We start from the raw sequence: 25,975 nt of genomic DNA, 5'->3' as shown, positions 1-25,975 counted from the left end.
ATTCCCTTATTCGGCCGGCTGAGCAGCGACCGTGGTCGGACCGGTGGAGGCAAGACCAAATGGTGCGCTTTCCTGGCGCTCGCCGTGCAGCACGCTTTCCGAGATGGAATTGGGCAGCGGCAGCGGCTTCTCGAACTTCGAGACGAGCGGCAGGATGATGAGGAAGTGCGCGAAGTAATAGGCCGCGGCGAGCTGCCCGAGCGCGATGTTCACCGGAGTGAGGTGCGCCTGGCCGACATAGCCGAGGATGACGATGTCGGCGACCAGGATCCAGAAGAAGATCTTGTAGATCGGCCGGTAGCTGGTCGAGCGGATCGGCGAGCGATCAAGCCAGGTCAGGAAGAACAGCAGCAGGATCGAGCCGAACATCGCCAGCACGCCGAGCAGCTTGGCCGGGGCCAGCACGATCCCGGTGAACGGAATGGCGAGGTCGGCGGTGAAGGCGCGCAGGATCGCGTAGAACGGCCAGAAATACCATTCGGGGACGATGTGCGCCGGAGTCACCAGCGGGTTCGCCTCGATGTAGTTGTCCGGGTGGCCAAGGCTGTACGGCAGGAAGAAGATGAAGATCGAGAAGATCAGCAGGGCGACGCCGATGCCGAAGCCGTCCTTGGCGGTGTAGAAGGGGTGGAAGGGCAAGGTGTCCTTCTCGTCCTTCACGTCGACGCCGGTCGGGTTCGACGAGCCCGGGATGTGGAGCGCCCAGATCTTGAGGATGGTGACGCCCGCGATCACGAACGGCAGCAGATAGTGGAGCGAGAAGAAGCGGGTCAGCGCGGCCTGGTCGGGCGCATAGCCGCCAAGCAGGAAGATCCGCAGCGGCTCGCCGACGACCGGGATGGCCGAGAAGAAGCCGGTGATGACCTGCGCGCCCCAGTAGCTCATCTGGCCCCAGGGGAGGACGTAGCCCATGAAGGCGGTCGCCATCATCAGCAGATAGATGACGAGGCCGAGCATCCAGACCATTTCGCGCGGCGCCTTGTAGGAGCCGTAATAGAGGCCGCGGAAGATGTGGATGTAGACGATCGCGAAGAAGAAGCTGGCGCCGTTCTGGTGGGTGTAACGAAGCACCCAGCCGGCGTTGACGTCGCGCATGATCCGCTCGACGCTGTCGAACGCTCCGCCGGCGTAGCTGTAATAGTGCATCGCCAGCACGATGCCGGTGATGATCTGGATCACCAGCGCAAGGCCGGCGAGAACCCCGAAGTTCCAGAAGTAGTTGAGGTTGCGCGGCACCGGATAACCGCCGCCGATCGCGCCATAGACGAGGCGCGGAAGCGGCAGGCGCTGGTCGACCCACCGCGTGAAGGGCGACTTGGGTTCGTAGGGCTTGGCCCAGGCAAAGCTCATCGTGACAGCTTCCTCAACCGATCCGGACAACGGTGTCCGAGGCGAATTCATACTCGGGAACGTGAAGGTTGAGCGGCGCCGGACCCTTCCGGATGCGCGCCGCCGTGTCGTAGTGCGAGCCGTGGCAGGGGCAGAAATAGCCCTTGTAGTCGCCCTTGTTCTCGCCATCGCCGATGCCCAGCGGCACGCAGCCGAGGTGGGTGCAGACGCCCAGCGTGATCAGCCAGTTGGTCTTGCCGGGCTTGGTCCGGTCGGCGAGCGTCTGGGGATCGCGAAGCTCTGCCAGCGAGACCTTGTTGGCCTCGGCGATTTCCTCGGGACGCAGGTTGCGGATGAACACCGGCTGCTTGCGCCAAACAGTCTTGATCCCCTGCCCGGGCTGGATCTTGGAGATGTCGACCTCGACCGACGACAGCGCCTCGACGTCCTTCGACGGCGCGAACTGCACCACCAGCGGAGCGACCGCGGCGACGGCACCGACGCCGGCGAAGCTCACCGCGGCGATGTTGATGAAGTCACGGCGGCGAACCCCGGGCTCGCCGGCTTCCGCACTGCTCGGCTCTCCGGGCATCGTCGGGGTCTGTTCCAAGGTGGCCATCAGGGTCCTTCGATCGCTTCTCGTGACGCCCCTGCAGGAAAGAGGGACGGGCCTATGACAAAAGCCGCGGCCGATGAGGACCGCGGGAGTTCGCGGGCCTGATAGCGAGCCGTTCATCGCTCCTCAAGGCTGAAACGATTGCGCGCGCGACACGGTTGGACAGAATGTCTCATGGCGCCGCCGCCTCCGAGCCGGTAACGGTCCCGCCCCATGCAAGCACTGGACGAGCAACAGACACGCGCCCGCAGCTGGTTTGAGGCGCTTCGCGACCGGATCTGCGCCGAGTTCGAGGCGATCGAGCGCGAGGCGGGATCGGACGCGCGCTTCGACTTCCTCCCGTGGGACCGCGAGGATCCCAGCGGCGAGCCGGGCGGCGGCGGCGTTCGCGGGCAGATGGCCGGCAAGGTGTTCGAGAAGGTCGGGGTCAACGTCTCGACCGTCGGCGGGACCTTCGCTCCCGAATTCGCCAAGACCATCCCGGGCGCCGAGGAAAGCGGCAACCGCTTCTTCGCCACCGGGATCAGCCTCGTCGCGCACATGGCCAACCCGCACGTCCCCGCCGTGCACATGAACACCCGCTTCCTGTGCACCGCGAAGCGCTGGTTCGGCGGCGGCGCGGACCTAAATCCGGCGCTTCCCGACGAAAAGGACCGCGACTTCTTCCACGCGACCCTGAAGGAGGCGTGCGATGCCCACGGCGCAGACTATTACGAGCGCTTCTCCAAGTGGTGCGACGACTATTTCTACCTGCCCCACCGCGGAGTGCACCGCGGGGTCGGCGGCATCTTCTACGACCGGCTGGATGGCGGCTTCGAGGAGGATTTCGCCTTCACCCGCGCCGTCGGCGAGGCGTTCCTTGCGGCCTTCCCGCCGATCGTCCGGCGGCGGATGGGACTGTCGTGGAGCGAGGCGGAGATGGAGAAGCTGCTCGAGTTTCGCGGGCGATACGTCGAATTCAACCTGCTCTACGACCGGGGCACGTTGTTCGGGCTGAAGACCGGCGGCAACGTCGATGCGATCCTGATGAGCCTTCCGCCGCTCGCGCGATGGAAGTGAGTCGCGCCTAGCGGTGCCCGGCGTCGGGGACGCTGGCGTCCACCGCACCGACTTTCGCGATCTGCACGTAGCAACGCGCCAGCACGATCGCGAGAAGCACGAGGACCACTGCGCTCAGCAGCTGCTGAGACAAAGCGATGATCAGCAGGCTGACGCTCATCGCTTCGGGCTGGCCGAGTAGAAGGATGACGACCGAGGCGATCGCACTTCCGAGCCCGATGACGACGACGAATAGCAGGATGGCGGCGATCACCACGAGGCCGAACAGCTTGAACCAGTGACCGCGGGTGAGTTGCCAGCTGCGCTTGATGATCGCGAGCGGCCCGAGGCGCGTGTCGGCGGCAAGTGCCGAGCCGAAGCTCATCCGCACCGAGACGACAAACAGCACGACGAGCAGGGCCATGACGAACAGCGATATGGCCAGGTTCGGCTCGGGCGTGCTGGCGGCCGGGTTCTGCGGATCGAATCCGGCGCCGACCATCGCCACCCCCATCAGGATGACGATCGGCATCAGCCAGAGAAGTAGCGAGACGAAGAAGGCCGGGAGACGTCCAAAGCCGGTGGCGATTGCCTCGCGCACCGTCAGCGAGGGGCCGACGGCGATGCGGCAGATGGCGATCTGACCGGCAAAGCCGATCAGGCCGGCAATCAGCGAGAGCAATCCGAGGGCCGAGCCAGGCTCGCTTCCGCCGGTCGCCGGTGGTTCGACCAGCGCGGCGAGCACGCCCGGGACGACCATCAGCGCAAGCGCCACGGTCGTGATCAGGCCGCCGTCGCGGGTAAGCACGCCACGGGTCTCGCTGAATGCCTGTCCGATCGAAAGCCGCATGCCTTGCCCACTCCACTTCGCTTGAGGTGACGCTTAGACGCCCCCTTGCCCCTTTGCCAATCGGCAGGCCAAGGAAGAGCGATGAAGACGATCGAAGGCGTCGAGTGGCGGGTGGACGAGGGATTGGTACCCTACGCCCCCGCGCTGGCCGACATGGACACGCGCGCCGCCGCGGTGCAGCAGGGCGAGGCTGCCGAGCGTGTCTGGCTGCTCGAGCATCCGCCGCTCTTCACCGCCGGGACCAGCGCCGACCCGGCCGAACTGTTCAATCCCAATACTTTCCCGGTTTTCGATGCCGGCCGCGGCGGGCGCTACACCTATCATGGCCCGGGACAAAGGGTCGGCTATCTGACGCTCGACCTCGCGAAGCGCGGCAAGGACATCCGCTGCTTCGTCCACGCGCTCGAAGGCTGGGTCATCGCCGCCCTCGGCGAGCTTGGCGTCGAATCGCACCGCGCCGAGGGCCGGATCGGCATCTGGACCGGCGAGGGTGCGGCCGAGGCCAAGATCGGTGCGATCGGGGTACGGGTGAAGCGCTGGGTCACGCTTCACGGCTTCTCGGTCAACGTCGCGCCCGACTTGTCGCACTTCGGTGGAATCGTCCCGTGCGGAATCGCCACCCACGGCGTGACGAGCCTCGAAGCGCTTGGGAAAAGCGCGAACATGGCCGACCTCGACCAGGCGCTCGAGCGCAACTTCCCGTTATTCCTGGAAAAATTGGGCTAAAGGCCGCCCCTCTTGGCGGCGGCCCCCTCTCCCACTATGGTCCGCCTCGATTTGTGACGTGGAGTACCACGCCAGATCGACTTTTCTTTAGGGAGTCCTGAAATGCGTGCTCTGATCCTGGTCGCCGGTGCGGCCCTCGCTCTCACCGCTTGCAGCAGCAACGAAGCGGCGAACAACACTGCCGTCGAAGACAACATGGCCACCGAGAACCTCATGACCAACGAGGCGACCTCGGTTGACGCCGCGTCGAACATGGACGCCAACATGGCGATGGACGCCAATGCGACCATGAACGCCGGCGACATGAACATGTCGAACAGCGACATGAACTCGTCGATGAACGGCTCGATGAACACCACCAACGCGATGTAATTATCGCGTTCGGACAGTTCGTCTGAACCAAGGGAAGGCCGCTCCGGGAGACCGGGGCGGCCTTTCTCGTTTTGGTTTCAGGCGAGCCCGACGATCTTGTGCGCCTGGAGGGTAAGCCGCCAGCGAGGTCGCTCCATCGCCAGCGCGATCGCCGCGGCGACGCTGCCTTCGGGACCGTCCATCGGCTGGACGAGATGGTGTGCGAAGTTCCAGTCCTCGAGCTCGGCGGGGTCGATCCCAGCCTGCGGCCAGACCAGCTTCAGTTCGTCACCCGAGCGCTGGACCACTTGCGTCCCGGCCTTGGGGCTGATGCACAGCCAGTCGATTCCGTCCGGCGCGGGGAGCGTGCCGTTGCTTTCGACCGCGATCCGAAAGCCGCGGGCATGCAGTGCATCGATCAGCGCAGGATCGAGCTGGAGCATCGGCTCGCCGCCGGTGATCACCACCAGCCGCCGTTCCGGGCCGCCATCCCAAACCTGCTCGACCAAGGCCGCGAGTTCGTCGGGACTGCGGAACTTGCCGCCGTTAACCCCGTCGGTGCCGACGAAGTCGGTGTCGCAGAAGCGGCACAGGGCGGTGGCGCGATCCTGCTCCCGGCCGCTCCACAGGTTGCAGCCGGCAAAACGGAGGAACACCGCCCGCGACCCTGCCTGAACCCCTTCGCCCTGGAGTGTCAGGAAGCATTCCTTGACCGCATAGCTCATGCGTAGCGGGTCGGGTCGGACAGGCCCGCATCCTCGAAGCCCTTGGCGCGCAGTCGGCAGGCGTCGCACGCCCCGCAGGCGCCGCCATCGGGGGCGGGATCGTAGCAGCTGTGGCTCTGTCCGGCGTCTAACCCGAGCCGCGCCGCCTCGCGGGCGATGTCGGCCTTGGTCATGTCCTGGAGCGGGGCATGGATGGTGAAGCCCGCGCCTTCGACCCCGGCCTTGGTGGCAAGGTTGGCGAGCGCCTCGAACGCCGCGACAAAGGCCGGTCGGCAATCGGGATAGCCAGAATAGTCGAGCGCGTTGACGCCCACATACAGGTCGCGCGCGCCGCTCGCCTCGGCGAGGCCGAGCGCGAGGCTGAGGAAGATGGTGTTGCGGGCGGGGACGTACGTTACCGGGATGCCCTCCCCCACCCCGTCCTTGGGCACGGCGACGTCGGCGGTCAGGGCCGAGCCGCCGAAGGCGCGCAGGTCGAGCGGAAGGATGACGTGGCGGTCGGCAAGGTCGGCGGCGATGCGCTTGGCGGCCTCGAGTTCGACCCGGTGGCGCTGGCCATAGTCGACCGTCAGTGCGACGACCTCGAAGCCGGCCTCGCGGGCCAGCGCGGCGCAGACCATGGAATCGAGACCGCCCGAGAGCAGGACGACGGCTTGCTTCACAGTTTCACTCCGAGGCGCGCGGCGATCCAGAAGGTCGCGGCATAGAGGCACAGGGTAGCGGCGACGCACAGGGCCAGCGCCGCCCAGAAATTCCAGCCCGTGCGCAGCAGCAGCGCAAGACAGAGGAAAAGCGGAAGGCTGGGTAGGATGAACCAAAGGACACCGGTCGACAGGTCGGCGACCTGCCGGGCGTCACCCGTGTCATGGTAGAGGATGACGAAGGCCATCAACGACGTCAGCGGCAGCGAAGCCAGCAGCCCTCCCCAACCGGGATTGCGGCGGGCGATTTCGGCGATGGCAGCCGCCAGCAATCCGGCGATCCCGGCCTTTGCGAAGAATGCGAGCATGGCGCCTTTTACCGACCTCGAGGCGCAAAAAGAAGGGCCGCCCCGAAGGGCGGCCCAGGTTCGGGCCCGAGCCCGTAGGGAGGAAAGCGTGCTTGGGAGACCCAGGCACAGGATTCTCCTAGGGCATCGTGGTTAAACAAGGCCTTAACACATCCGTCAAAACGGACGGCAAGGTCCGACGCGGCGCGCGTAAAGCGTCATGTCGAACGGCTCCCCGCCGTGAATTCCCTGGCTTTCGAGCTTGAGCGAGCGAGGTGTCGTGACACTGATCCGCGATCTGGCGAACTCCCCGCCGACGCACTGCAGGTCGACCACCAGCTCGCCCGGCCGGTCGCCAAGGATCGTCCGCTGGCAGCGCTCGCGAGGGTGGGCGAAGCTGGCAAGGGAGGCGACGTCGCGAAGGCAGATGCGGCGTGCTCCCTGACCAGTCGCGGAGCGACTGACTTCCCACAGGCCCGGCTGCACCCCGGCAAGCGCGCGCGCGCCCGGCGGCGCCGACGCACCGAGCAGCGGCAAGGCAAGAAGTGCGACAATGATCGGAGCGAGTCGGCGCATTCCCTTACGGTACCACAACGACCCTTAATCGAAGGAGAGCGGGAAGGATGTAGAGCAGAATTCGCAATCCACGCGGATCACGCCGTCATCGCCCTTCATCGCCTCACGCTCGTCCTCGGGGAAGCGGGCGATCACCGACCGGACATAATCGGGATCGCAGCGGCAGCCGCGCGTCAGCGGTGTGCCGGGCAACACGCGCACTTCCTCTTCCTCGTGGAAAAGGCGCCAGATCAGGCTCTCGAGGGCAAGGTCGGGATCGGTCAGTTCGTCGGGACGGACCGAGCCGGCAAGCACCGCCACATGGTCCCAGTCGGGATGGTCGAGCCGCGTGTGGAGCCGCTCGCGACCTTCTTCGCCCTCGGGCAGGTGCTGAAAGAGGATTCCACCGGCGACCCAGCCGCTGTCCTTCTTCTCGACCGCCAAGCGGACGATCGAAGGGATTTGCTCGGACTGGGTGAAGTAGCTCTGGGCGGCGGCGGCAAGGCTCTCGCCCTCGAGGGGGACGATTCCCTGATAGCGCTCGTCGGTCGCGGGCTGGTCGAAGGTGATCGCGAGATAGCCCTCGCCGAACAGCGTCTTGAGGCTGGGCGCATGCGCCGCATCGGCGAGCATGACGGGATCGTGGCGGACGTAGCCGCGCAGTTCGCCGCCCTTGTAGTCGCAGACCAGCAGGTCGACGATCCCGCCCTGCGTCTGTGCCTGCAGGGTGAGCTGGCCGCCGGGATCCTTGAGCAGCGAGCCGAGCAGCGCGGTCAGGACCAGCGCCTCGGCGAGGATGCGCTCGATCGGCGCGGGATAGTTGTGGGCGGAGAGGACCGCGTCGAGCGCGGGCCCGAGCCGGGCAGCGCGGCCACGGGCGTGGCGAGCAGGCACGGTGACGCCAAGCGCGGCGTCGAGGTTCGTGATGTCGGGGGTCATGGAAGGGAGATAGTTATGCTCCCCTCCGACCTCAAGTTCAGCCCTCGCGGGCGGCGCGGCTGGCCTCGTTGGCCTCGCGGTGGGCGTTGGTGCGGACCATGCGCTCAGCCATCGCTTCCCAGGCGCTTGCGGCTTCGAGATTGCGGTTGCGAACGTTGTCGAGGGTCGCCGCCTCGGCGTCCTTGCGGCACTCGGCGGCGCGCTCTGCGTAGAACTGGAGCGTGGACATGGGGGCTGGTCCTTTCCTGATCGGTTGACGAGGGTGGAAGGCCCGAACCGGCAAGCCGGAGCGGGCCTTCCGATCGGTCAGGCCGACTGCAGATTGACCGCGCTGGCGCGGCCATCACGGCCGTTCTGAATCTCGTACGAGACCTTCTGGTCGCGATCGAGCGTCCGCATGCCGGCCGCTTCGACGGCCGAGATGTGGACGAAGGCGTCGGTTCCGCCGCCGTCGGGCGAGATGAAGCCATAGCCCTTGTCGGCGTTGAAAAATTTTACGGTTCCGGTGATCATAATAGTGTCCTTCTCGTGAGCCGGCCGAACGCCGGACGACTCGCTAGGAGAAGCGAGATGAGAAGGAGTAAGGAGCCGCAAAGCACCGAAGACCGTCAAACTTGCGACTGATAGCCCCTCCCATGTGGGCCCGAAGTGCCAAAATAGCAAGGAAGGTCCGGTTCGCACGCCGCCGGCAAGCACCGGACCTAGCCGTGCGCGGCGCCAATCGAAGCGAACGGGGAACCCGGGCCGGCTGGATCGTTGAGGGCTTGCACCCTCCCCGGGACAGAAGGAACGCGGCATGAAATACCGACGGCTTGGTCATAGCGACCTCGAGGTCTCCGAAATCTCGCTCGGATCGTGGCTGACCTATGGTGTCGGCGTTCAAGCCGACGCGTCGCGCCGCTGTCTCGATGCCGCATTCGATGCCGGGATCAACTTCATCGACACCGCCAACGTCTACGGCCGGGGCGCGGCGGAAAGCTTCCTCGGCGAAGCGCTCAGCGGCCGGCCGCGCGACAGCTACATCCTCGGCACCAAGCTGTTCTTCCCGATGTCGGACGAAGACAGCGGCCTGTCGGCTAGCCAGGTCCACAAGCAGATCGACGAATCGCTGCGGCGGCTTCGGACCGACTATGTCGATCTTTACCAGTGCCACCGCTATGACGAAGGCACGCCGCTCGAGGAGACGATGGAGGCGCTGAGCGAGATCGTCCGCTCGGGCAAGGTCCGCTATCTGGGCTTCTCCGAATGGCCAGCCGAGAAGATCCAGACGGCGCTCGACTTTCCCGGGGTCGAGCGGTTCGTGTCGAGCCAGCCGCAATATTCGCTCCTCCACCGCCAACCCGAGGAGCGGGTCATCCCCTTGAGCGCCGCCAACGGCATTTCGCAGATCGTCTGGTCGCCGCTCGCGCAGGGCGTGCTGACCGGCAAGTACCGGCCCGACCAGGCCCCGCCCGAAGGCAGCCGCGCGACCAGCGACGAAATGGGCGGGTTCATCTCGGGCTTCATGCGGCCCGAAGTGCTTACCGCGGTGCAGGAGCTGACACCCCTCGCCGAGCAGGCCGGGCTGACCATGACCCAGTTCGCGCTCGCCTGGGTTCTGCGCGAACCAAATGTCGCATCGGCGATCATCGGCGCATCGCGGCCCGAGCAGGTGCACGAGAATGCCGCCGCGTCGGGACAGAATGTCGACCCGTCGCTGTTCGAAGAAGCGGAGCGAATCCTGGCGGAGGTCGCCCGCTGAGCCGCCGGCCTAGCGGATGAAGTAGGCGTTGACCTTCCAGCGCCCGCCTTCGCTGACGAGCAGCAGGGTCTCGCCGGCACCGGCCTTGGCGGCAAAATCGGTGCGGTACTCGACGACGCGATAGTCGCCCTCGGGCAGGCCCGGTAGCGATTTGGTCGTGGTGACCTTCTCGAGCTTGCGGGAGGAAACCGCGCCGAGCGGGGTGCGGACCGGCTGGATGGCCTTGGTCCACTGGTCGCTGGTTACCTGTCCCTGGAACAGGGCACCGGCCGCTGTCCAGCTATCCGCCCACTTGGCGCCATCGACCAGCGCGACCCACTCGCCGGCCGCGGCTTCGGGTGCGACGGTGGCGGGGGCTTGGACGGCAGCGGCGACGGCGAGAACAGGCGAAAGGAACACGGGCGCAATCTCCTTGTCGCGGCAACGGCCGCAGGGGAGATGGTGCCCGGCCCGGCTTCGCCGCGCAAGCGCCGATCAGGCAGCCTGCGCGGGCACCTCATAGTCCGCCGCCGCGGCGCTGAGGCCATCGACGAACTCGCGGATATTGGCGTCGTCGATCACCAGCGGCGGGAGCACGCGCACGACATTGTCGCCGGCGGCGACGGTCAGGATGCCACGGGTGCGGAGATAGCCGACGAAGGCGCGGCTGTCGGTCTTCATCTTGATCCCGAGCATGAGGCCGAGGCCGCGGACGCTTTCGAACAGATGGTCGTGGTTGGGAAGCATCTGCTCCAGCGCGGCGCGGAGACGCTGGCCGGTCTCGCGAACATGGGCGAGGAACTCCGGGGTCGCGACGACGTCGAGCACGGCATTGCCCGCGGCCATGGCGAGCGGGTTGCCGCCATAGGTCGAGCCATGAGTGCCGATGACCATCCCGCTCGCTGCTTTCTCGGTGGCGAGGCAGGCTCCGAGCGGGAAGCCGCCACCGATACCCTTGGCGCTGGCGACGATGTCGGGCGTGATGCCATACTGCTCGTAGGCGTAGAGGGTACCGGTCCGGGCGACGCCGCACTGGACCTCGTCGAGCACGAGCATCAGGTCATGCTCGTCGCAGGCCTTGCGCAAGCCCTGCATGAACTCGAGGCTGGCCGGGCGAATTCCGCCCTCGCCCTGCACCGGCTCGACGAGGAAGCCGGCGGTATTCTCGTCGATCGCGGCGAGCGCGGCGTCGAGATCGTCGAACGCGACGACCTCGAAGCCCTCGAGCAGCGGCGCGAAGCCGTCGCGAAGTTTCGCCTGATCGGTCGCCGAAATGGTCGCCATGGTGCGGCCGTGGAAGGCGTTCGAGAAGGTGATGAGCTTGTGCTTGTGCGGGTTGCCCGCGGCATGGTGATAGCGACGCGCGGTCTTGATCGCGCACTCGACCGCCTCGGCACCCGAGTTGGTGAAGAAGACGGTGTCGGCGAAGGTCAGTTCGGTCAGGCGGCGGGCAAGCGCCTCGCCCTGGGGGCTGCCGTAGAGATTGGAGACGTGCATCAGCGTCTCGGTCTGCTTCTGGATCGCGCCGATCAGGTGCGGATGGCTATGGCCGAGCAGGTTGACGGCGATTCCGCTGGCGAAATCGAGATAGCGTTCGCCGCCCTCGCCGATCAGGTAGACGCCCTCGCCCTTCACCGGTCGCACCTCGCATCGCGGATAGACGGGCATGAGCGGCGTGATGGCCATGAGTGACGGCTCCTGGAGTGCAGATACGAAAAGGGCGCGGTCCCCGTCCTGGGAACCGCGCCCTCTATAGCCGAGCGGACGGGGATTTTAACCCCTCGTCCGCCCGTTCGCCTTAGCGGCGGTAGGGTCGACCCTCGCGGCGATCGTCGATGCCGTTGCGGTTGGCGTCGACATAGCCGTCGCGGTTGTCGCGGACGCCGTCCCGGTCGCGGTCACGACCGCCGCCGACACCCTGGCCCCAGCCGTTGCCGTAGCGGTTATTGCCGTCACGGACTTCAAGCCGGGCGCGCTGCTGGAGCTGGTAGAAGCGGTTGTCGAGGTCACGACGCTCGCTGCTGCTCAGGCCGTTGCGGGCATAGGCACGAGTCCGGTTCTGGAGATCGACCGCGAGGTTGCGAAGGACGCGGGCCTCACGCTCGCTGATCCGGTCGCGGCCATCCAGGCGCTCGATGCGCTGGCGAAGCTGGTCGGCGCGCATGATGTAGGACTGGACGAGGCCCTGCTGGTTGTAGCCGTTGTAGCCATACTGCTGGTTGTAGCCGTAAGGCGCCGGCTGATTGTAACCGTACGGCGCGGGCTGGTTGTAACCGTAGGGCGCCGGCTGGCTCGGATAATATTGCGCGGCGGCCGGGGCGGCGGCAGCAACGGCCGAGAGACCGGCGGCGGCGATCAGAAACTTCTTCATGACTTTACTCCCTCATCGAGGCTTGATGGGAAGGTTCTAGCCGAGGCTTGAAGTCGGCAGCCTGAACATGGTCGTTATTCGCCGTTCACCAAGCGAAACGACCCAAGTTGCTGAGAAGACTAGTTCTTGATCTTCCAGCCGCTCTTCAGCAGCCCGTAACAGAGGGCAAACAGCCCGAGGTTGAGCGCGAGCAGCAGCATGGCTCCGAACAGGATCGGCGAATCGGCCTCGCGAAGGAAGCCGTAGCGGAAGCCCGAGATGATGTAGAAGAAGGGGTTGGCGTGGCTGATCGCGCGGAACAGCGGTGCCAGCTGCTCGACCGAGTAGAAGGTGCCCGAAAGCAGCGACAGCGGCGCGACGACGAAGTTGGTGACCGCCGCCGCATGGTCGAACTTCTCCGCCCAGATCGAGGTGATCAGGCCAAGGAAGCTCAGCAGCAGCGCGCCCATCAGCCCGAACCAGAAGGCGGCGAGAGGATGCTGGATGCTTGCGTCGACCCCCGGCCATAGCGCCATCGCCAGCCACACCGCACCGCCGACCAGGAAGGCGCGCGTGACCGAGGCGCCGATCAGGCCGGCGATCAGCTCTCCGGTCGAAAGCGGCGGCATCAGATAGTCGACGATCGTTCCCTGGATCTTGCCGACCAGCAGCGAGAAGGAAGAGTTGGCGAAGGCGTTCTGGATCATCGCCATGACGATCAGGCCCGGCGCGATGAATTGCGGGAATGGTACCCCCATCACCCGCCGATCGGCGCCGCCCAGCGCGACGCTGAAGATGACCAGGAACAGGAGGGTGGTGACGGCCGGCGCCCAGATCGTCTGGGTCTGCACCTTGAAGAAGCGCCGCACCTCCTTCACATAGAGGGTCCTGAGCCCAAACCAGTTTACCCCGCTCAGCCGAGGCTGTCCGGGGGCGGTCCGCGCCCATGCGCGATCGGGAGAGGGCTGGCTGTTCACGGCAGGTTCGCCTATCGGGCTCTCGCTGCCGCGGCAACCGTTTCACGAGAAAGACGACGAATGAGCTGGACCGACGAGAGGATCGATCGCCTGAAGGCGATGTGGAGCGAAGGCAAGACTGCTTCGCAGATCGCCGACGAACTGGGCGGCGTGAGCCGCAACGCGGTGATCGGGAAGGCTCATCGCCTTGGTCTCGACTCGCGACCATCGCCGGTCAAGCCGGGTGACGAGAAGGGCGCCGCGCCGGCCCCGGCCGCCGCTCCCCCCGCCGCCGAGCCCCGCCCTGCCCCGTCCAAGGTCAAGGAGCGGCCGGCCATCGCCGCCATCCTCGAGGCCGCCGCACCGATGCCGGAGGACGAGCCGCGCCCGGCCCCCGCAGCGCCCGCGCCCGCTGCCGCGGCCCCCGGCAAGCCCGAGACCAACCTCGTCTATCGCTCGATCGGTCCGGGCGGCTTCATCCGCCAGGGTCCCGGCGAGCAGCAGGCGCCGATCCCGCCCGCGCCGCCGCGTCGCCTGGTTCCGGCCAAGCCGTCGCCCGAGATCGCCGACAAGACCAGCCTGCTCGAGCTGAACGACCGGATCTGCAAGTGGCCGATCGGCCATCCGGGCGAGCCTGACTTCCATTTCTGCGGACAGCAGGCGAACCCCGGCTATCCCTACTGCGTCCAGCATTGCGGGGTCGCCTATCAGGCGCAGCTTCCGCGCCGCGACCGCCGGCCACCCCCGCCGCTGCCTTACGGCGGGCCGCGGGTCCGCTGATCGCAAGAATGACAAGGGGCTCCGGACGATCATCCGGAGCCCCCTTTCTTTTCACACAATCAGGCCGGCTCGGTCTGCCGCTGCTCCCGGGCCTCGATCCGGTCGTGCCGCGGCACGGTGCCGCCGATCTCGATCCGGCGCGGCTTCATCGCTTCGGGGACCTCACGCACCAGGTCGATCGTGAGCAGTCCGTCGTGTAGGTCGGCTCCGGTGACCTGGATATGGTCGGCAAGCGCGAAGCGGCGCTCGAAGCTGCGCAACGCGATTCCGCGGTGGATGTAGTCGCGGCCCGGCTCCTCCGCTTTCCTGCCGCTGATCAGCAGCACGTTCTGGTGACTGGTGACCTCGATCTCGTCCCGGCGAAAACCGGCGACCACAAGCTCCACGCGGTATCGATCGTCTCCGGCCTTGATGAGGTCGAACGGCGGGTAGTTCTCGCCAACACCGGCCGACGCGCTGCTTTCCAGCATGTCGAACAAGCGGTCGAAGCCCACGGCCGAACGCCGGAAGGGCGAGAAATCGAATGACTGACGCATCTCCTGTCCTCCTTTTGCCTGAGCTGAGGCGGATCGCGGGAGCTTTCGGGATGTCCCCGCGACCCGTCACCGGGCCCGAGTGGCGCCCGGCGGACGCGGATGTGGGTAGCCCGTGAACACCGTCAAGAGGGCGTGGCAACCGCTTTCCCCTCCTGCTAGAAGCATCCCCACATGACGGACCTGTTTGGCGCTCCACCCTCCTCCCCGACGTCTGCCAGCGACGCCTATGACGCGTCCGCAATCGAAGTCCTCGAGGGGCTCGAGCCGGTCCGCCGGCGGCCAGGCATGTACATCGGCGGGACCGACGAGCGGGCGCTCCACCACCTCGCCGCCGAGGTCATCGACAATGCGATGGACGAGGCGGTCGCGGGCCATGCCAATCGGATCGAGATCACGCTCGGGGCCGGAAACCGGCTGACCGTCGTCGACAACGGCCGCGGCATCCCGGTCGACCCACACCCCAAATATCCGGGCAAGTCGGCGCTCGAGGTGATCCTCTGCACGCTCCACTCCGGCGGCAAGTTCGAGGGCAAGGCCTATTCGACCAGCGGCGGCCTTCACGGCGTCGGAGTCAGCGTCGTCAACGCGTTGTCGACCGAAACGGTGATCGAGGTCGCTCGCGACAAGAAGCTCTATCGCCAGCGCTTCTCCAGAGGACTTCCGCTCGGACCGCTCGAGGAAGTCGGGGCGGCGCCGAACCGTCGCGGCACCAGCGTCAGCTTCGCGCCCGACGCGGAGATCTTCGGAGCGGGCAACGACTTCATCCCCGAGCGCCTGTTCCGGCTTGCGCGGTCGAAGGCCTATCTGTTCGCCGGGGTCGAGATCCGCTGGCGCTGCGATCCCTCGCTGACTTCGGATCAGGTGCCCGAGGCCGCGACCTTCCAGTTCGAGAACGGCCTTGGCGACGCGCTCGCCGAACAGCTTGGCGAGCGGCCCTGCTTCACCAACGTGCCCTTCGCCGGCGCGCAGGACTTCCCCGACGGCCAGGGCCGGGCCGAATGGGCGGTGGCCTGGCCGACCTGGTCGGAGGGCTTCACCTCTTATTATTGTAATACCATCCCCACGCCCGACGGCGGGACCCACGAGGCGGGGCTGCGCGCCGCGCTGACCAAGGGCATCCGCGCCTTCGGCGAACTCGTCGGTAACAAGCGCGCCAAGGACATCACCGCCGACGACGTGATGAATGGCTGCGAATGCTACCTGTCGGTGTTCATCCGCAATCCGCACTTCCAGAGCCAGACCAAGGACCGGCTCACCAGCCTCGAGGCGGCGCGCTTCGTCGAAGGGGCGATGCGCGACCATGTCGACCATTATCTCGCCGACAACATGGACCGCGGGCGGGCGCTGCTCGGGGCGATCGTCGAGCGGATGGAGGAGCGGCTCAAGCGCCGTGCCGAACGCGAGGTCAAGCGCAAGACCGCGACCTCGGCACGCAAGCTCCGCCTGCCTGGCAAGCTGACCGACTGCGCCTCCGACGCTCCTGAGGGCACCGAGCTGTTCATCGTCGAGGGCGACAGCGCGGGCGGCTCTGCCAAGCAGGCCCGCAACCGCAAGACCCAGGCCATCCTTCCGATCCGCGGCAAGATCCTCAACGTCGCGTCGGCGACCGCCGACAAGATCCGCGCCAATCAGGAGGTCGCCGACCTCCAGCTCGCGCTGGGCTGCGGGATCCGCGACAAGTTCGAGGAAACCTCGCTCCGCTACGAGAAGGTCATCATCATGACGGACGCCGACGTCGACGGCGCCCACATCGCGACCCTCCTGATGACCTTCTTCTTCCAGGAGATGCCCGAACTCGTCCGCCGCGGGCACCTGTTCCTGGCCCAGCCGCCCCTCTACCGGCTGACCGCGGGCGCCAAGACCCTCTACGCTCGCGACGACGCGCATCGTGCCGAGCTCGAGGCCAAGGAATTCAAGGGCAAGAAGGTCGAGGTCAGCCGCTTCAAGGGGCTTGGGGAGATGAACCCCAATCAGCTCAAGGAAACCACGATGGACCCGACCTCGAGGTCGCTGCTCCGGGTGACCTTGCCCAGCCAGTATGAAGACCGCCAGCCGGTCAAGGATCTGGTCGAGCGGCTGATGGGCAAGAATCCCGAGCATCGCTTCGCCTTCATCCAGAGCCGCGCGGCGGCGGTCAGCGAAGACGAACTCGACGCCTGAGGCGCAGCCGATGTTGCTGCGCCTTGCCAGCAAGATTTGGTGGTTAAGCGGTCATTGACCGCGAAGCTTCAACTCGCGCTTACCGCTGTGGTGCGAGAAATGCGGCGGGAATCACTGATGGACCTGCCTCAATCTCGAGCGCGGCTCGGCCGCACCCCGGTCGACCTTGGCGCGACTATGTCGGGATGTGCCTGCGACCCTAAGGCGACGGCATGAGCAGGCTGGGCATGCAGCAGCCCGCGACGACGGACGGCAGGCCCCGCGAGGAGCGCCGGCCGACCCGGCTGTCGGGCTGGTTCGTTCGCCTGAGGGACTCGGCCACCTTCGAGTTCGACCTCGTCAACCTGTCATACGGAGGCTGTCGCATCCGGAGCGAGGCGGCGCTCAGCCGGGGCGAGGCCATCCGCCTGTCGTTCGGAACGCGGGGCAACATCGACGCCACGGTGCGCTGGCGCTCGGGTCAGAATGTCGGCCTCGCCTTTGACGGAGCGGACGAGCGTCCCCACTGGCCGCGCAAGGCGGTCCGCCACGCCGCCGCCATGTCGGTCCTGGTCCGCCGCCAGGGCCGCCGCAGCCAGTGGATCGACGCTACCGACGTCAGCGAGGCAGGCTGCTGCCTGTCCTTCGTCGACGCACCGCGGGTCGGTGATCTCCTGTGGGTTCAGCTGCCCGGGCTCGAGGCGATCGAGACCGAGGTGCGCTGGGTCGAAGGGCATCGCGCGGGCACGGTGTTCCGCCGCGAGATCCACCCTGCGGTCTTCGAGCTTCTGCTCGCCCGCTGGAAGAGCGCGGTCGGCTGACCGCGGTTACGGCCGGCGCAGCGAGTCGCGGATTTCGCGCAGCAGGAGGATCTCCTCGGCTGGCGCGGCTTCCTCCTCGGGGCGGCGTCCCATCGCCCGATTGGCGGCCTTGATCAGCAGGAAGATGATGAAGGCGAGGATGACGAACTTGATCACCGCGGTGACGAACGCGCCGTAGCCGAGCAGCGGCACCCCGGCCTTCTTGAGCGCGGCATAGTCGGTCGGGCTGCCCGTGTAGCCCGCCGGTATCTCGCCCAGGCGGACGAAGTAGCTGGAAAAGTCGAGCCCGCCGAGCAACTGGCCGAGCACCGGCATGATGAGGTCGTCGGTCAACGAGCTGACGATGGCCGCAAAGGCGGTCCCGATGATGACCGCGACCGCAAGGTCGAGGACGTTGCCGCGGACGATGAAGGCTCGGAATTCGCGTAGCATCGACATTTCCCCCAGTCAGAGCTTCTCGGGCAAGTGTGACGTTCATCGCGCCGACAGGCAACCGCCCGCCGCTCAGGCTCGTTACGCCGCCGTGCTCAAGGTGTCCGATCTTCCTCCTCTCACCCGCCGGTCGCAAACGTCGGCGTGGCGCAAGCTCGGCCTTCGGGCCGGGCTGGCCTTGGCGTTGCTTGCCACCGCCTTCGCCTTGCTGTGGTTCGATCGCGCCGGTCTCAAGGACAATCTCGACGGCGCCATCTCCTTTGCCGACACGCTCTACTTCACGATGATCACGGTGACGACGGTCGGTTACGGCGACATTGTCCCGGTGACTGAGCGGGCGCGGCTGATCGACGCCTTCCTGCTGACCCCGATCCGCCTGTTCATCTGGCTGATCTTCCTCGGCACGGCCTTCGAGCTCCTGTTCAAACGCGTTTGGGAAAGGTGGCGCATGACTCAGATCCAGCGCGAACTTGGCGGCCACGTGGTGATCGCCGGCTTCGGCAAGAATGGCAGCAGCACCGCCGAGCACCTGCTCGCCGAGGGACTCGACCCGGCGGCACTGGTCGTGATCGACTGCTCGGCCGAAGCCTGCGAGAAGGCGACCGCGCTCGGCGCTGCGGTCATCCAGGGCGATGCGAGCCGCGACGAACTGCTCGAGGCCGTACGGATCGAGAGCGCATCGCGGCTGATCGTCTCCGCCGGGCGTGACGATACCGGCATCCTGATCGTGCTCTCGGCGCGCAAGCTGTCGCCGCGACTCGATATCGCGATCGCCATCCGCAACCACGACAATGAGGACATCGCCGAAAATGCGGGCGCGAGCCGGGTGGTCAATCCGGTGACGGTCACCGCCCAATTGCTGTCCGCATCGTAAGCGCGGGTTCAGCGCAGGCGACCTAGGCCCAAGGCATGCAGCGCCGCCCGCTCGCGACCCCGGCCGACCGTGCCCGTTCCGCCGTCATCGTCGCGGCGGTGCACGTGGCGCTCGGCTACGCGCTGCTCACCGGGCTCGGAGTGACTCCGGTGCCGACGCTTCCAGAGCCGCCGCTGCCGCTGTTCGACCTTGCGCCCGAACCCGAGCCCGAGCCACCGGCGATCCCGATGGTGCCGGAGAAGGCGCCGACCCCGACCGAGCGACCCAAGGACCCGGAGGGCGCCGCGGCCCCGCCCGCACTCAAGAACACGCCGACCGAGGTCGTCGCCCCGCCCCCCAAGGTCGAGCTCCCGGTTCCGCCGCCTCTGCCCGCATCGCCCATCGCCGGGACCGGCTCGGCGGCAAGTCCGGGAGCGGCCGAGGTGCCGGGACCCGGGACCGGGCGTGGCGGGGTCGGCGACGGTCTCGGCTCGGGCCGGTCAGGCACCGGGACGGGTGGTGGCGGCGGCGGCGGACTCCCGGCGAGCGGCCCCTTCTACCGAAGCGGTGAGATCGAGATCCGCGATGCGCCGCCGAGGCTGGTTCTCGACCGCTCGCGGCGGGTCGGCTTCCGCTTGCTGGTCGGGCGCGATGGCCGAACCCTCGATTGCCAGATCACCGCGTCGAGCGGCATCGGCGAGCTTGACGATGCGACCTGCGCCGCCGCCCGGCGTCGGCTGCGCTGGCGGCCGGCGATCGACAGTGCCGGCCGCGTGGTCGAGGCGTGGGCGCCGGGCAATTTCGTGTGGCACCCCGCTCCGCTAGCCGAGGAATATCGCGACTAGAAGTTCACCGGCGACTGGACGTAGCCGTACCAGCTGACCACCGGCCTGCCATCATCGTCGGTTGCCGGGCGGAAGCGGACGCGCTCCTCGACCAGCCGGCAGGTCCACTGGTCGATCACCGCGTTGCCGCTCGAACGGTCCACCCGGCAGTTGGTGGCGCGGCCATCGACCTGGACCCGGATCGCGACGAACACCCGCGCACGCGAAGGCCAGGCGCGGAGCACCGCGCGCGGATAGTCGCGGCCCCGAAGCGTGGTTCCGGCAATGACCGAGGGTCCGCTCGCCTTGCCGCCGCTGCCACCGCCTCCCGTGCCCGTGCCGCCACTTCCGCTGCCGGTCCCGTTGCCCTGCCCGCCGGCGCCAGTGCCGGGCCCGTCGACCGGTGCCGCTCCAGGCGCCGGGGCAGCGCCGGTCCCGGGAGTTTCGGCAGCGACGACCGGCGGCGCGACGGGCAGCTCGACCCTGGGCTCGGGACGCTGGATGGGCGTCGCCTGGGCCTTGCGTGCGGGCGGGGCGGCGGCACCCTCCTCCTCAGGCGCCTTCTGCTCGACCGCGGGCGGCGGCGGCGGAGGCATGGGAGGCGGCTCCACGGGCACGTCGAACACCTGCAGCGGATCGAGGTCGGCGAGCACCTTGGCCGGGCCGCCGCCGAGCGTCAGCAGCCCGGCGAGCACCACCGCGTGGACCAGCAGCACCGCAGCGATGGACACGGCGCGATCGCGATTGCTGACCCAGGATCGTTGCATGTCCGGACCAACGCTCCTGTCCGCAGACGGGCTCCCTAGCCGAAGATCCAGTCGAGGCTCATCATCACCGCAAGGCCGATCATCAGCGCGAAGGTGGCATTGCCTTCCTGATGGTCGCGGTGGGTCTCGGGGATGATCTCGCTCGACACCACCCAGATCATCGCGCCGCCGGCAAAGCCCAACCCCCAGGGCAGAAGCTCACTCGACAAGGCAATGGCGGAGATGCCCAGAAAGCCGCCGACCGGCTCGATGAGACCCGTCAGCACCGCGATCACGAACGAGAACAATCGCCCATAGCCAACCGCCGCGAGGCTCAGCGCCACGGCCAGGCCTTCGGGGATGTTCTGCAAGCCGATGCCGAAGGCGGTGGCATAGCCGGCGGTCTGGTCCGGACTTCCGAAGCTTACCCCGACCGCCAGACCCTCGGGAAAATTGTGCAGCGAAATGGCGATGACGAACAGCCAGATCCGCGCCAGCTTGCTCTTCTCCGCGCCGCTCATCGGCCCCGAGATGAAATGCTCGTGCGGCGCAAGCCGGTTCAGGACGTGCAGCGTGGTTGCGCCGAGCAGGATCGCGGCCCCGACGATCAGCGCGGCGGCCGTCTTACTGCCGTTATGAAGCTCGCCCGCGGCGTTGAGCGCAGGGATGATCAAAGAGAAGAAGCTCGCCGCCAGCATGATCCCGGCGGCAAAGCCGAGAAAGGCATTCTCGGTGCGCTTGCTGATCGAGCGCATGAAGAAGACCGGCAACGCGCCGAGGGTGGTGGCCTGGCCGGCAAGGAAGCTGCCGAGCGTTCCGGTGGCAATGAGGCTGAGGCTCATCCGCGCGGACCAACGAGGTCCAGCCGCATGTCGAGACGCATGTCCTCGCCGGGCTCGAGCACGCGCATGCCAAGCTCGGTCCAGCGTTCCTCCGGCTCGTTCAGCGCGGCATTGGCGTGAGTGACGGGCTCGGCGACGACGATGCCGCCAGCCTCGGGAGAATAGAGCTGGAAGAAGGCGGCGTTCGGGCTCGAGAGCCGAAGCGGGGCCGGCCAGGCAGGATCGCTTAACAGCGCCTCCCCGCCCCAGCCGCCGAAGCCGTGATCGAGCCCGAGGCCGCAGACCGGCCGGTCGGCAAGGTCGAAGCGGCCGGTCGCCGGCACCTCGTCGGTCGGGAGGACATGTTCGTCGATCTCGAACGCGGTGGCCACCGCCGTCTCGATCCGGGTCTCGGGCCCGCAGGGGAAATAGGGGTGCTGGCCAAGGCCGCAAGGCATCGGCGTGTCGCTCGTGTTGCGGCACTGGAGGCGGATCGACAGTCCGGTCTTGTCGAGGCAGACGATCTGCAGCGCCTCATAGGCCCACGGCCATTCGCCCGGCGCATGGACGAAGCGCAGCTCGGCATCCTGGTTGCCATGGCTTTCGACCGACCAGGCTCCAAGCCAGCCCTGCCCGTGGAGCGGGGAAAGATCACCGCTCATGTTCGGTGCCATCACGACCTCCCGGCCGCGGAAGGTGAAGCGGCCGCCACGGACGCGATTGACGAACGGCACCAGCGGGAAGCTCGCCATCCCGAGGACGGTTTCGCATTCGCTGTGGCTTTCCCGCAAGAGCGGTACGGGCCCATTTCCGCCATTCCAGCTCAGATTGCGAATTGCCCCGCCAATGGAAGGACTTAGCACCAACTCGAGGTTGCCGGCGAACAGGGTGATGTCGGGATGGTGTTGGCTCATGATGAACACGTTCTTGGCGGGATGTTCACTCGGCGGCAACTCATCTGGGGATAAGTCTCGCAAATCCTGTTGCGTCGGGATTCCGACGGAGCGATGTAAAGCCCCCATGTCCGGGGAGGGATGTGAACCATGCGTACGCGTGTGAAGGACTATGTCGAAGTCAGCGACTACACCTCGCTCGACCGCCTTATCACCACCTTGATCGCGATCCGCGACAGCCTGCCCGAATCGGCCGAGCCGTCGATGAAGATGCGCGGCGACGACGTGTTCGGCCGCCGCCTGTCGATCAGCTACTGGCGCGAACTGACCGCGGAAGAGCAGGCCGCGGACCTCAAGTACAGCGCCGACCGTCGCGCCGGCGAGGAGATTGCGGCGCTCGCCGCCAAGCTCGACGGCGTGCCCTACGAACAGGACCGGCCGACGGGAAAGCGTAAGGCGGCCTGACGGTCGCCGAACCTCCCTGTCGCGCAGCGATGGGGAGGTGGCAGCGCGAAGCGCTGACGGAGGGGCGAGCCAATCTTCGCAGGCTCCTTCACCACCGCCTTCGGCGGCGGTCCTCCTCCCCACCGCTGCGCGGCAGGGAGGATCCTAACTCACCACTCGGCGAAGCTGCCGTCCTTGTGGCGCCAGATGGGATTGCGCCAGCGGTGGCCTTCCTTGGCGACTTCGCGCACGGCGACCTCGTCAATCTCGATTCCCAGTCCCGGCCCCTCGGGAATGGCGAGGAAGCCGTCGACCGGGGTCAGGACCTCAGGGTCGGTGATGAAGTTCAACAGGTCGTGCCCGACATTGTAATGGATGCCGAGGCTCATCTCCTGGATGGCGACATTGGGCGCGGTCGCGGCGAGCTGGAGGCAGGCGGCGAGCGCCAGCGGGCCCAGCGGACAGTGCGGCGCGACCGCGACGTCATAGGCCTCGGCCATCGCCGCGATCCGGCGGCATTCGCTGATCCCGCCGGCATGGCTGAGGTCGGGCTGGATGATGTCGACCGCGCCGCGCTCGAAGAAGGGTTTGAAGTCCCACCGCGAATAGAGCCGCTCGCCAAGCGCGATAGGGGTCGAGACCAGCGCCGCGATGTCGGCGAGCCCTTCCGGATTCTCGCTCAGCAGCGGCTCCTCGATGAACAAAAGCCCGAGCGGCTCGAGCACCTTGGCGAGTTGCTTGGCCATCGTTCGGTGGACCCGGCCATGGAAATCGAGGCCGACGTCCATGCCCGCAGCCTGCGCCGCCTCGACCCGGTGGATGACGTCGTCGAACAATCTGGGCGTGCCGATCCAGTCGAGTTCGGCAGTGGCGTTCATCTTGACCGCGGAGAAGCCCTGATCCTTGCGGGCGCGGGCCGCATCGGCGATCTCGTGCGGGCGATCGCCGCCGATCCAGGCGTAGGCGCGGATCCGGTCCCGGACCCGGCCGCCCATCAGCTCCCATGCGGGAAGCCCGGCGGCGCGGCCCTTGAGGTCCCACAAGGCCTGGTCGAGCCCAGACAGCGCGCTCATCAGCACGGCGCCGCCGCGGTAGAAGCCGCCGCGATAGGCGATCTGCCAGATGTCCTCGATGCGCCGCGCGTCGTGGCCGAGAAAGCGGTCGCGGATTGCTTCGAAGGCGCCGTTGACCGCCTCGGCATGCCCCTCGAGGCTCGCTTCCCCCCAGCCGTGCGCGCCGTCGACCGTCTCGACCCTGACGAACAGCCAGCGCGGGGGAACGAGGAAGGTCTCGATCTTGCCGATCTTGAGCTCGGGCAGGCCCATCACGCGGCCTCCGTGCTGTGCTGTCCGCCATCGCTGATCGCCAGCCCCTTGATCTCGGCCTGGTTCGGAACGCTGTTGCCGATCGGCGGCCAGCAATCCTGGCCGATCGGCTTGACTGGCACCGCAAGGCACACCGAAGACGCGGGAAGGACGTCGCGCCAGTCCTTGATCAGCTGCTTGTAGGCGCGGCCGACGTTGCGGATGTTGCGGTCGAGGTCATAGAGGCCGAGCGGATTGACGTTGCCGTTCTGCTCGCGAAGCGCGGTGTCCCAGTCGACCTGATCGGTGAGCGAATACCAGGTGAAGCCGACGGTCGGGATTCCGACGTTGCGCAGGCGCAGGACGTTGGCCCATTCCTTCCACAGCCATTGCACCGCTTCCTGACCGGTGGGGCCCTCGCGCATGTTGGTCTCGGTGTGCATGATCGGCAGCCCGTAGCGGCTGTGATACTGGCGAGTGATCTCCGAATAGCCGAACACCTCGCCAGCCGCCTCGGTTCGCCCGTCGGCGTGCACCCGATGCTCGTTGGTCCGGTAATAGTCGTTGCCGAGGATACAGTGCTGCTTCAGCCGATTGTGGAGGAAGAAGTGATACTCCTCCTTCGTCATCCCGTTATCGAGCAGATATTCGTACATCTCGCTGTCGACCCGGCGACCGTAATTGAGGTCGAGCGTCAGGAAGCGGCGGCTGTTGAGCACCTCGGCCGGACCGATGGCGGCCGGGCTGTCGGCATGGAAATATTCTGACGATTCCGACTGGATGAAGATGGCGTCGGGGCGGCGCTTCAGGATCTCGATCATCGCCAGCACATTCGCCTTCACGATGTGCTTAATCGCGGTGACGAAGCCCTGGTCGGTGCGCAGCTGCTCGTTCCACCAGCCGTACTTTGCGCTGAAGGCGGCGCAGATGAACATCTCGTTCACCGGGGTGTAAAGCTGCACCCAGGGGTAGCGCTCGGCAAAGTCGGCGGCGTAGTTGGCGAATTGCTGGCTGAAGTCGGGGTTCTGGAAGTTGCCGATCCAGTCGGGGACCCCGAAATGGCAGAGGTCGACGATCGGGGTGATCTCGCGCCGCTTGAGCTCGTTCAGCGTAAGGTCGGCGAATTCCCAGTCGTACTTGCCCGGCCCGAGGAAGGTCTTGTGCAGCGGCGGGCCGTAGCGGAGATATTCGATGCCGATGTCCTCGACGCAGTCGAAATCCTCCTTCCACCGATTGTAGAAGTTGGAAGCCTCCATCTGATCGACCCGGGTTCGACCGCCGTTGATGGTGGGAATGCTGTTCTCGATTCCCGTGGCGAACATGAAATTGGCGATAATGGCCTCCTTGGGCGGCGTACTCTGGAAAGCGGGCCGGTCAGCCGGCAAACGGCCGATCGGCGATGCCGGCGACACCGGGCGTGAGGACAAAGAGTCCACCGGCATTTGGTTGCGTGGCGAGCGCCTCTTCTTCGAGCCCGATGCGGGCCGAGGTCACGAACAGGCGGTCGAGCGAGGGGCCGCCAAAGGTGCAGCTGGTCGGGCGCTGAACCGGCAGCCGGAGTTCGGACAGCCGCTCGCCCTCGGGCGACAGGCGACGCAGGCACCAGCCATCCCAGAAGGCGATCCACAGGCAGCCCTCGGCATCGACGGTCATTCCGTCGGGATAGCCCTCGCCTTCCTCGTAGCGGGCGAGGACCCGGCGGTTGACCGGGGTCCCGTCGGGCGCGAGGTCGTAGCGGAAGGTGGTCTGTAGCGCGCTGTCATTGGCGTACATGACCTTGTTGTCGGGGCTGAACGCCGGGCCGTTGGTGACCCTGTAGCCATCCTCGACCCGGGTGCAGGTAAGCGAGCGCTCGATCCGGTAGAAGGCGCCGCTGGCAGCTTTCTCCTCGTCGTCCATCGTCCCCGCGAACAACCGGCCGAAGCGATCGACCTTGGCGTCGTTGAAGCGGTTGGTCTCGCGATCTTCTTCGGGGTCGAACAGCAATTCGAACCGGCCATGGTCGAGATTCACATGCACCAGGCCGCGGTCCGTGCCGGCGATGTAGCCGCCCGATGCACGCGGGATCAGGCTGCCGAGGCGGAAGGGTGTCGCGAATTCCTCCAGCCCCGCATCCTCACGCCAGCGAAAGGCTCGGCGTCCCTTGATGTCGACGAAAGTCAGCGACTGGGCATCGGCGTCCCAGGTCGGCCCTTCGCCAAGCACGGCCTTCACGTCGGCAAGGCAGATGATGTCCATG

At 66.9% G+C, this 25,975-nt stretch carries 32 protein-coding genes; 10 read left to right on the top strand and 22 right to left on the bottom strand.

All coding sequences use genetic code 11. The features are described from left to right. Positions 1-6 precede the first annotated feature (6 nt). Positions 7-1,350 carry a cytochrome b gene (locus ABD727_RS03545; protein ID WP_344706007.1) on the bottom strand — a complete coding sequence of 448 codons (1,344 nt, stop codon included), beginning with the start codon at positions 1,348-1,350 and terminating at the stop codon, positions 7-9. Positions 1,351-1,363: 13 nt separating this feature from the next. Next, a complete protein-coding gene (gene petA / locus ABD727_RS03540) occupies positions 1,364-1,948 on the bottom strand; it encodes a ubiquinol-cytochrome c reductase iron-sulfur subunit (protein ID WP_425566753.1) in 585 nt (194 codons plus the stop codon). A gap of 210 nt (positions 1,949-2,158) precedes the next feature. Between petA and hemF the strand changes: the two genes are divergently transcribed. Continuing rightward, entirely contained in the window at positions 2,159-3,004 is an 846-nt protein-coding gene (gene hemF, locus ABD727_RS03535) for an oxygen-dependent coproporphyrinogen oxidase (protein WP_344706006.1), read from the top strand. Positions 3,005-3,011: 7 nt separating this feature from the next. On the opposite strand, the gene ABD727_RS03530 is transcribed toward hemF, so the two are convergent. Next, on the bottom strand, positions 3,012-3,833 hold the full coding sequence (locus ABD727_RS03530) for a DUF7847 domain-containing protein (RefSeq protein WP_344706005.1): 822 nt from the start codon (positions 3,831-3,833) through the stop codon (positions 3,012-3,014). Between the two features lie 81 nt (positions 3,834-3,914). On the opposite strand from ABD727_RS03530, the gene lipB reads away from it, so the two are divergent. Both lipB and ABD727_RS03520 read left to right on the top strand, forming a co-directional pair. Further along, positions 3,915-4,559 carry a lipoyl(octanoyl) transferase LipB gene (gene lipB, locus ABD727_RS03525; protein WP_344706004.1) on the top strand — a complete coding sequence of 215 codons (645 nt, stop codon included), beginning with the start codon at positions 3,915-3,917 and terminating at the stop codon, positions 4,557-4,559. A 102-nt stretch (positions 4,560-4,661) separates the two neighbouring features. Next, the gene (locus ABD727_RS03520) at positions 4,662-4,931 is read left to right on the top strand and encodes a hypothetical protein (protein WP_344706003.1); all 270 of its coding nucleotides are present in this window, start codon (positions 4,662-4,664) and stop codon (positions 4,929-4,931) included. 77 nt (positions 4,932-5,008) lie between these two features. Here ABD727_RS03520 and queE read toward each other — a convergent pair whose 3' ends face one another. The 7 genes from queE to ABD727_RS03485 all read right to left on the bottom strand — a co-directional run bounded on the left by queE (position 5,009) and on the right by ABD727_RS03485 (position 8,630). Continuing rightward, positions 5,009-5,635: a 7-carboxy-7-deazaguanine synthase gene (gene queE, locus ABD727_RS03515; protein WP_344706002.1), complete on the bottom strand. Its 627-nt coding sequence runs from the start codon at positions 5,633-5,635 to the stop codon at positions 5,009-5,011. Continuing rightward, positions 5,632-6,297, bottom strand: coding sequence for a 7-cyano-7-deazaguanine synthase QueC (gene queC / locus ABD727_RS03510; RefSeq protein WP_344706001.1), 666 nt, complete (start codon positions 6,295-6,297; stop codon positions 5,632-5,634). The genes queE and queC overlap by 4 nt, the downstream gene beginning before the upstream one ends. Continuing rightward, positions 6,294-6,644 (bottom strand): hypothetical protein, encoded by a 351-nt coding sequence (locus tag ABD727_RS03505; protein WP_344706000.1) that lies wholly within the window; start codon positions 6,642-6,644, stop codon positions 6,294-6,296. The genes queC and ABD727_RS03505 overlap by 4 nt, the downstream gene beginning before the upstream one ends. A 156-nt stretch (positions 6,645-6,800) precedes the next feature. Next, positions 6,801-7,199, bottom strand: a complete 399-nt coding sequence (locus ABD727_RS03500; RefSeq protein WP_344705999.1) for a DUF3617 domain-containing protein — start codon at positions 7,197-7,199, stop codon at positions 6,801-6,803. A gap of 24 nt (positions 7,200-7,223) precedes the next feature. After that, the gene (gene hslO / locus ABD727_RS03495; protein ID WP_344705998.1) at positions 7,224-8,117 is read right to left on the bottom strand and encodes an Hsp33 family molecular chaperone HslO; all 894 of its coding nucleotides are present in this window, start codon (positions 8,115-8,117) and stop codon (positions 7,224-7,226) included. A 37-nt stretch (positions 8,118-8,154) separates the two neighbouring features. After that, the gene (locus ABD727_RS03490) at positions 8,155-8,346 is read right to left on the bottom strand and encodes a hypothetical protein (RefSeq protein ID WP_344705997.1); all 192 of its coding nucleotides are present in this window, start codon (positions 8,344-8,346) and stop codon (positions 8,155-8,157) included. Positions 8,347-8,423: 77 nt separating this feature from the next. Next, complete coding sequence (locus ABD727_RS03485) at positions 8,424-8,630, bottom strand: cold-shock protein (RefSeq protein WP_344705996.1); 207 nt, start codon at positions 8,628-8,630, stop codon at positions 8,424-8,426. Between the two features lie 283 nt (positions 8,631-8,913). Between ABD727_RS03485 and ABD727_RS03480 the strand changes: the two genes are divergently transcribed. Further along, the gene (locus ABD727_RS03480; RefSeq protein ID WP_344705995.1) at positions 8,914-9,858 is read left to right on the top strand and encodes an aldo/keto reductase family protein; all 945 of its coding nucleotides are present in this window, start codon (positions 8,914-8,916) and stop codon (positions 9,856-9,858) included. Positions 9,859-9,867: 9 nt separating this feature from the next. On the opposite strand, the gene ABD727_RS03475 is transcribed toward ABD727_RS03480, so the two are convergent. The 4 genes from ABD727_RS03475 to ABD727_RS03460 all read right to left on the bottom strand — a co-directional run bounded on the left by ABD727_RS03475 (position 9,868) and on the right by ABD727_RS03460 (position 13,104). Next, positions 9,868-10,257, bottom strand: coding sequence for a DUF4019 domain-containing protein (locus tag ABD727_RS03475; RefSeq protein ID WP_344705994.1), 390 nt, complete (start codon positions 10,255-10,257; stop codon positions 9,868-9,870). 75 nt (positions 10,258-10,332) lie between these two features. Then, positions 10,333-11,523 (bottom strand): aspartate aminotransferase family protein, encoded by a 1,191-nt coding sequence (locus tag ABD727_RS03470; protein ID WP_344705993.1) that lies wholly within the window; start codon positions 11,521-11,523, stop codon positions 10,333-10,335. A gap of 112 nt (positions 11,524-11,635) precedes the next feature. Beyond that, positions 11,636-12,208 (bottom strand): coiled-coil domain-containing protein, encoded by a 573-nt coding sequence (locus ABD727_RS03465; RefSeq protein WP_344705992.1) that lies wholly within the window; start codon positions 12,206-12,208, stop codon positions 11,636-11,638. 119 nt (positions 12,209-12,327) lie between these two features. Then, a complete protein-coding gene (locus tag ABD727_RS03460) occupies positions 12,328-13,104 on the bottom strand; it encodes an ABC transporter permease (protein ID WP_344708014.1) in 777 nt (258 codons plus the stop codon). Positions 13,105-13,224: 120 nt separating this feature from the next. On the opposite strand from ABD727_RS03460, the gene ABD727_RS03455 reads away from it, so the two are divergent. Next, positions 13,225-13,923: a GcrA family cell cycle regulator gene (locus ABD727_RS03455; RefSeq protein WP_344705991.1), complete on the top strand. Its 699-nt coding sequence runs from the start codon at positions 13,225-13,227 to the stop codon at positions 13,921-13,923. A gap of 59 nt (positions 13,924-13,982) precedes the next feature. Here ABD727_RS03455 and ABD727_RS03450 read toward each other — a convergent pair whose 3' ends face one another. Further along, positions 13,983-14,459, bottom strand: a complete 477-nt coding sequence (locus ABD727_RS03450) for an Hsp20 family protein (protein ID WP_344705990.1) — start codon at positions 14,457-14,459, stop codon at positions 13,983-13,985. A gap of 171 nt (positions 14,460-14,630) precedes the next feature. Between ABD727_RS03450 and parE the strand changes: the two genes are divergently transcribed. Continuing rightward, positions 14,631-16,619 carry a DNA topoisomerase IV subunit B gene (gene parE, locus ABD727_RS03445; RefSeq protein ID WP_344705989.1) on the top strand — a complete coding sequence of 663 codons (1,989 nt, stop codon included), beginning with the start codon at positions 14,631-14,633 and terminating at the stop codon, positions 16,617-16,619. Positions 16,620-16,831: 212 nt separating this feature from the next. Further along, positions 16,832-17,419 carry a PilZ domain-containing protein gene (locus ABD727_RS03440; RefSeq protein ID WP_344705988.1) on the top strand — a complete coding sequence of 196 codons (588 nt, stop codon included), beginning with the start codon at positions 16,832-16,834 and terminating at the stop codon, positions 17,417-17,419. A gap of 6 nt (positions 17,420-17,425) precedes the next feature. Here the strand turns inward: ABD727_RS03440 and mscL are convergent, their stop codons facing one another. Then, complete coding sequence (mscL, locus tag ABD727_RS03435) at positions 17,426-17,851, bottom strand: large conductance mechanosensitive channel protein MscL (protein ID WP_344708013.1); 426 nt, start codon at positions 17,849-17,851, stop codon at positions 17,426-17,428. Between the two features lie 91 nt (positions 17,852-17,942). Between mscL and ABD727_RS03430 the strand changes: the two genes are divergently transcribed. Together ABD727_RS03430 and ABD727_RS03425 are read left to right on the top strand one after the other, a co-directional pair. Next, positions 17,943-18,725 (top strand): potassium channel family protein, encoded by a 783-nt coding sequence (locus ABD727_RS03430; RefSeq protein WP_344705987.1) that lies wholly within the window; start codon positions 17,943-17,945, stop codon positions 18,723-18,725. Positions 18,726-18,760: 35 nt separating this feature from the next. After that, the gene (locus ABD727_RS03425; RefSeq protein WP_344705986.1) at positions 18,761-19,549 is read left to right on the top strand and encodes an energy transducer TonB; all 789 of its coding nucleotides are present in this window, start codon (positions 18,761-18,763) and stop codon (positions 19,547-19,549) included. Here ABD727_RS03425 and ABD727_RS03420 read toward each other — a convergent pair. The 3 genes from ABD727_RS03420 to ABD727_RS03410 are packed head-to-tail and all read right to left on the bottom strand — an operon-like array spanning position 19,546 to position 22,009. Further along, on the bottom strand, positions 19,546-20,295 hold the full coding sequence (locus ABD727_RS03420) for an energy transducer TonB (RefSeq protein ID WP_344705985.1): 750 nt from the start codon (positions 20,293-20,295) through the stop codon (positions 19,546-19,548). The genes ABD727_RS03425 and ABD727_RS03420 overlap by 4 nt on opposite strands. Before the next feature lie 35 nt (positions 20,296-20,330). After that, on the bottom strand, positions 20,331-21,116 hold the full coding sequence (locus ABD727_RS03415; RefSeq protein ID WP_344705984.1) for a ZIP family metal transporter: 786 nt from the start codon (positions 21,114-21,116) through the stop codon (positions 20,331-20,333). Further along, positions 21,113-22,009: an aldose 1-epimerase gene (locus ABD727_RS03410; protein ID WP_344705983.1), complete on the bottom strand. Its 897-nt coding sequence runs from the start codon at positions 22,007-22,009 to the stop codon at positions 21,113-21,115. The genes ABD727_RS03415 and ABD727_RS03410 overlap by 4 nt, the downstream gene beginning before the upstream one ends. 129 nt (positions 22,010-22,138) lie before the next feature. On the opposite strand from ABD727_RS03410, the gene ABD727_RS03405 reads away from it, so the two are divergent. Next, on the top strand, positions 22,139-22,453 hold the full coding sequence (locus tag ABD727_RS03405; protein WP_344705982.1) for a hypothetical protein: 315 nt from the start codon (positions 22,139-22,141) through the stop codon (positions 22,451-22,453). A 149-nt stretch (positions 22,454-22,602) separates the two neighbouring features. Here the strand turns inward: ABD727_RS03405 and dgoD are convergent, their stop codons facing one another. The 3 genes from dgoD to ABD727_RS03390 are packed head-to-tail and all read right to left on the bottom strand — an operon-like array spanning position 22,603 to position 25,974. After that, on the bottom strand, positions 22,603-23,757 hold the full coding sequence (dgoD, locus tag ABD727_RS03400) for a galactonate dehydratase (RefSeq protein ID WP_344708012.1): 1,155 nt from the start codon (positions 23,755-23,757) through the stop codon (positions 22,603-22,605). Next, a complete protein-coding gene (locus ABD727_RS03395) occupies positions 23,757-25,058 on the bottom strand; it encodes a family 1 glycosylhydrolase (protein ID WP_344705981.1) in 1,302 nt (433 codons plus the stop codon). Before ABD727_RS03395 ends, dgoD begins: the two co-directional genes overlap by 1 nt. 52 nt (positions 25,059-25,110) lie before the next feature. Next, positions 25,111-25,974 carry an SMP-30/gluconolactonase/LRE family protein gene (locus tag ABD727_RS03390; RefSeq protein ID WP_344705980.1) on the bottom strand — a complete coding sequence of 288 codons (864 nt, stop codon included), beginning with the start codon at positions 25,972-25,974 and terminating at the stop codon, positions 25,111-25,113. Position 25,975: the final 1 nt, after the last annotated feature.

Source organism: Sphingomonas swuensis, from assembly GCF_039538045.1.
In the GTDB taxonomy this organism is placed as follows: Bacteria; Pseudomonadota; Alphaproteobacteria; order Sphingomonadales; family Sphingomonadaceae; genus Sphingomicrobium; species Sphingomicrobium swuense.
Note: the sequence above shows the minus strand (reverse complement) of the source record. Positions and strands in the feature narration are given on the sequence as shown.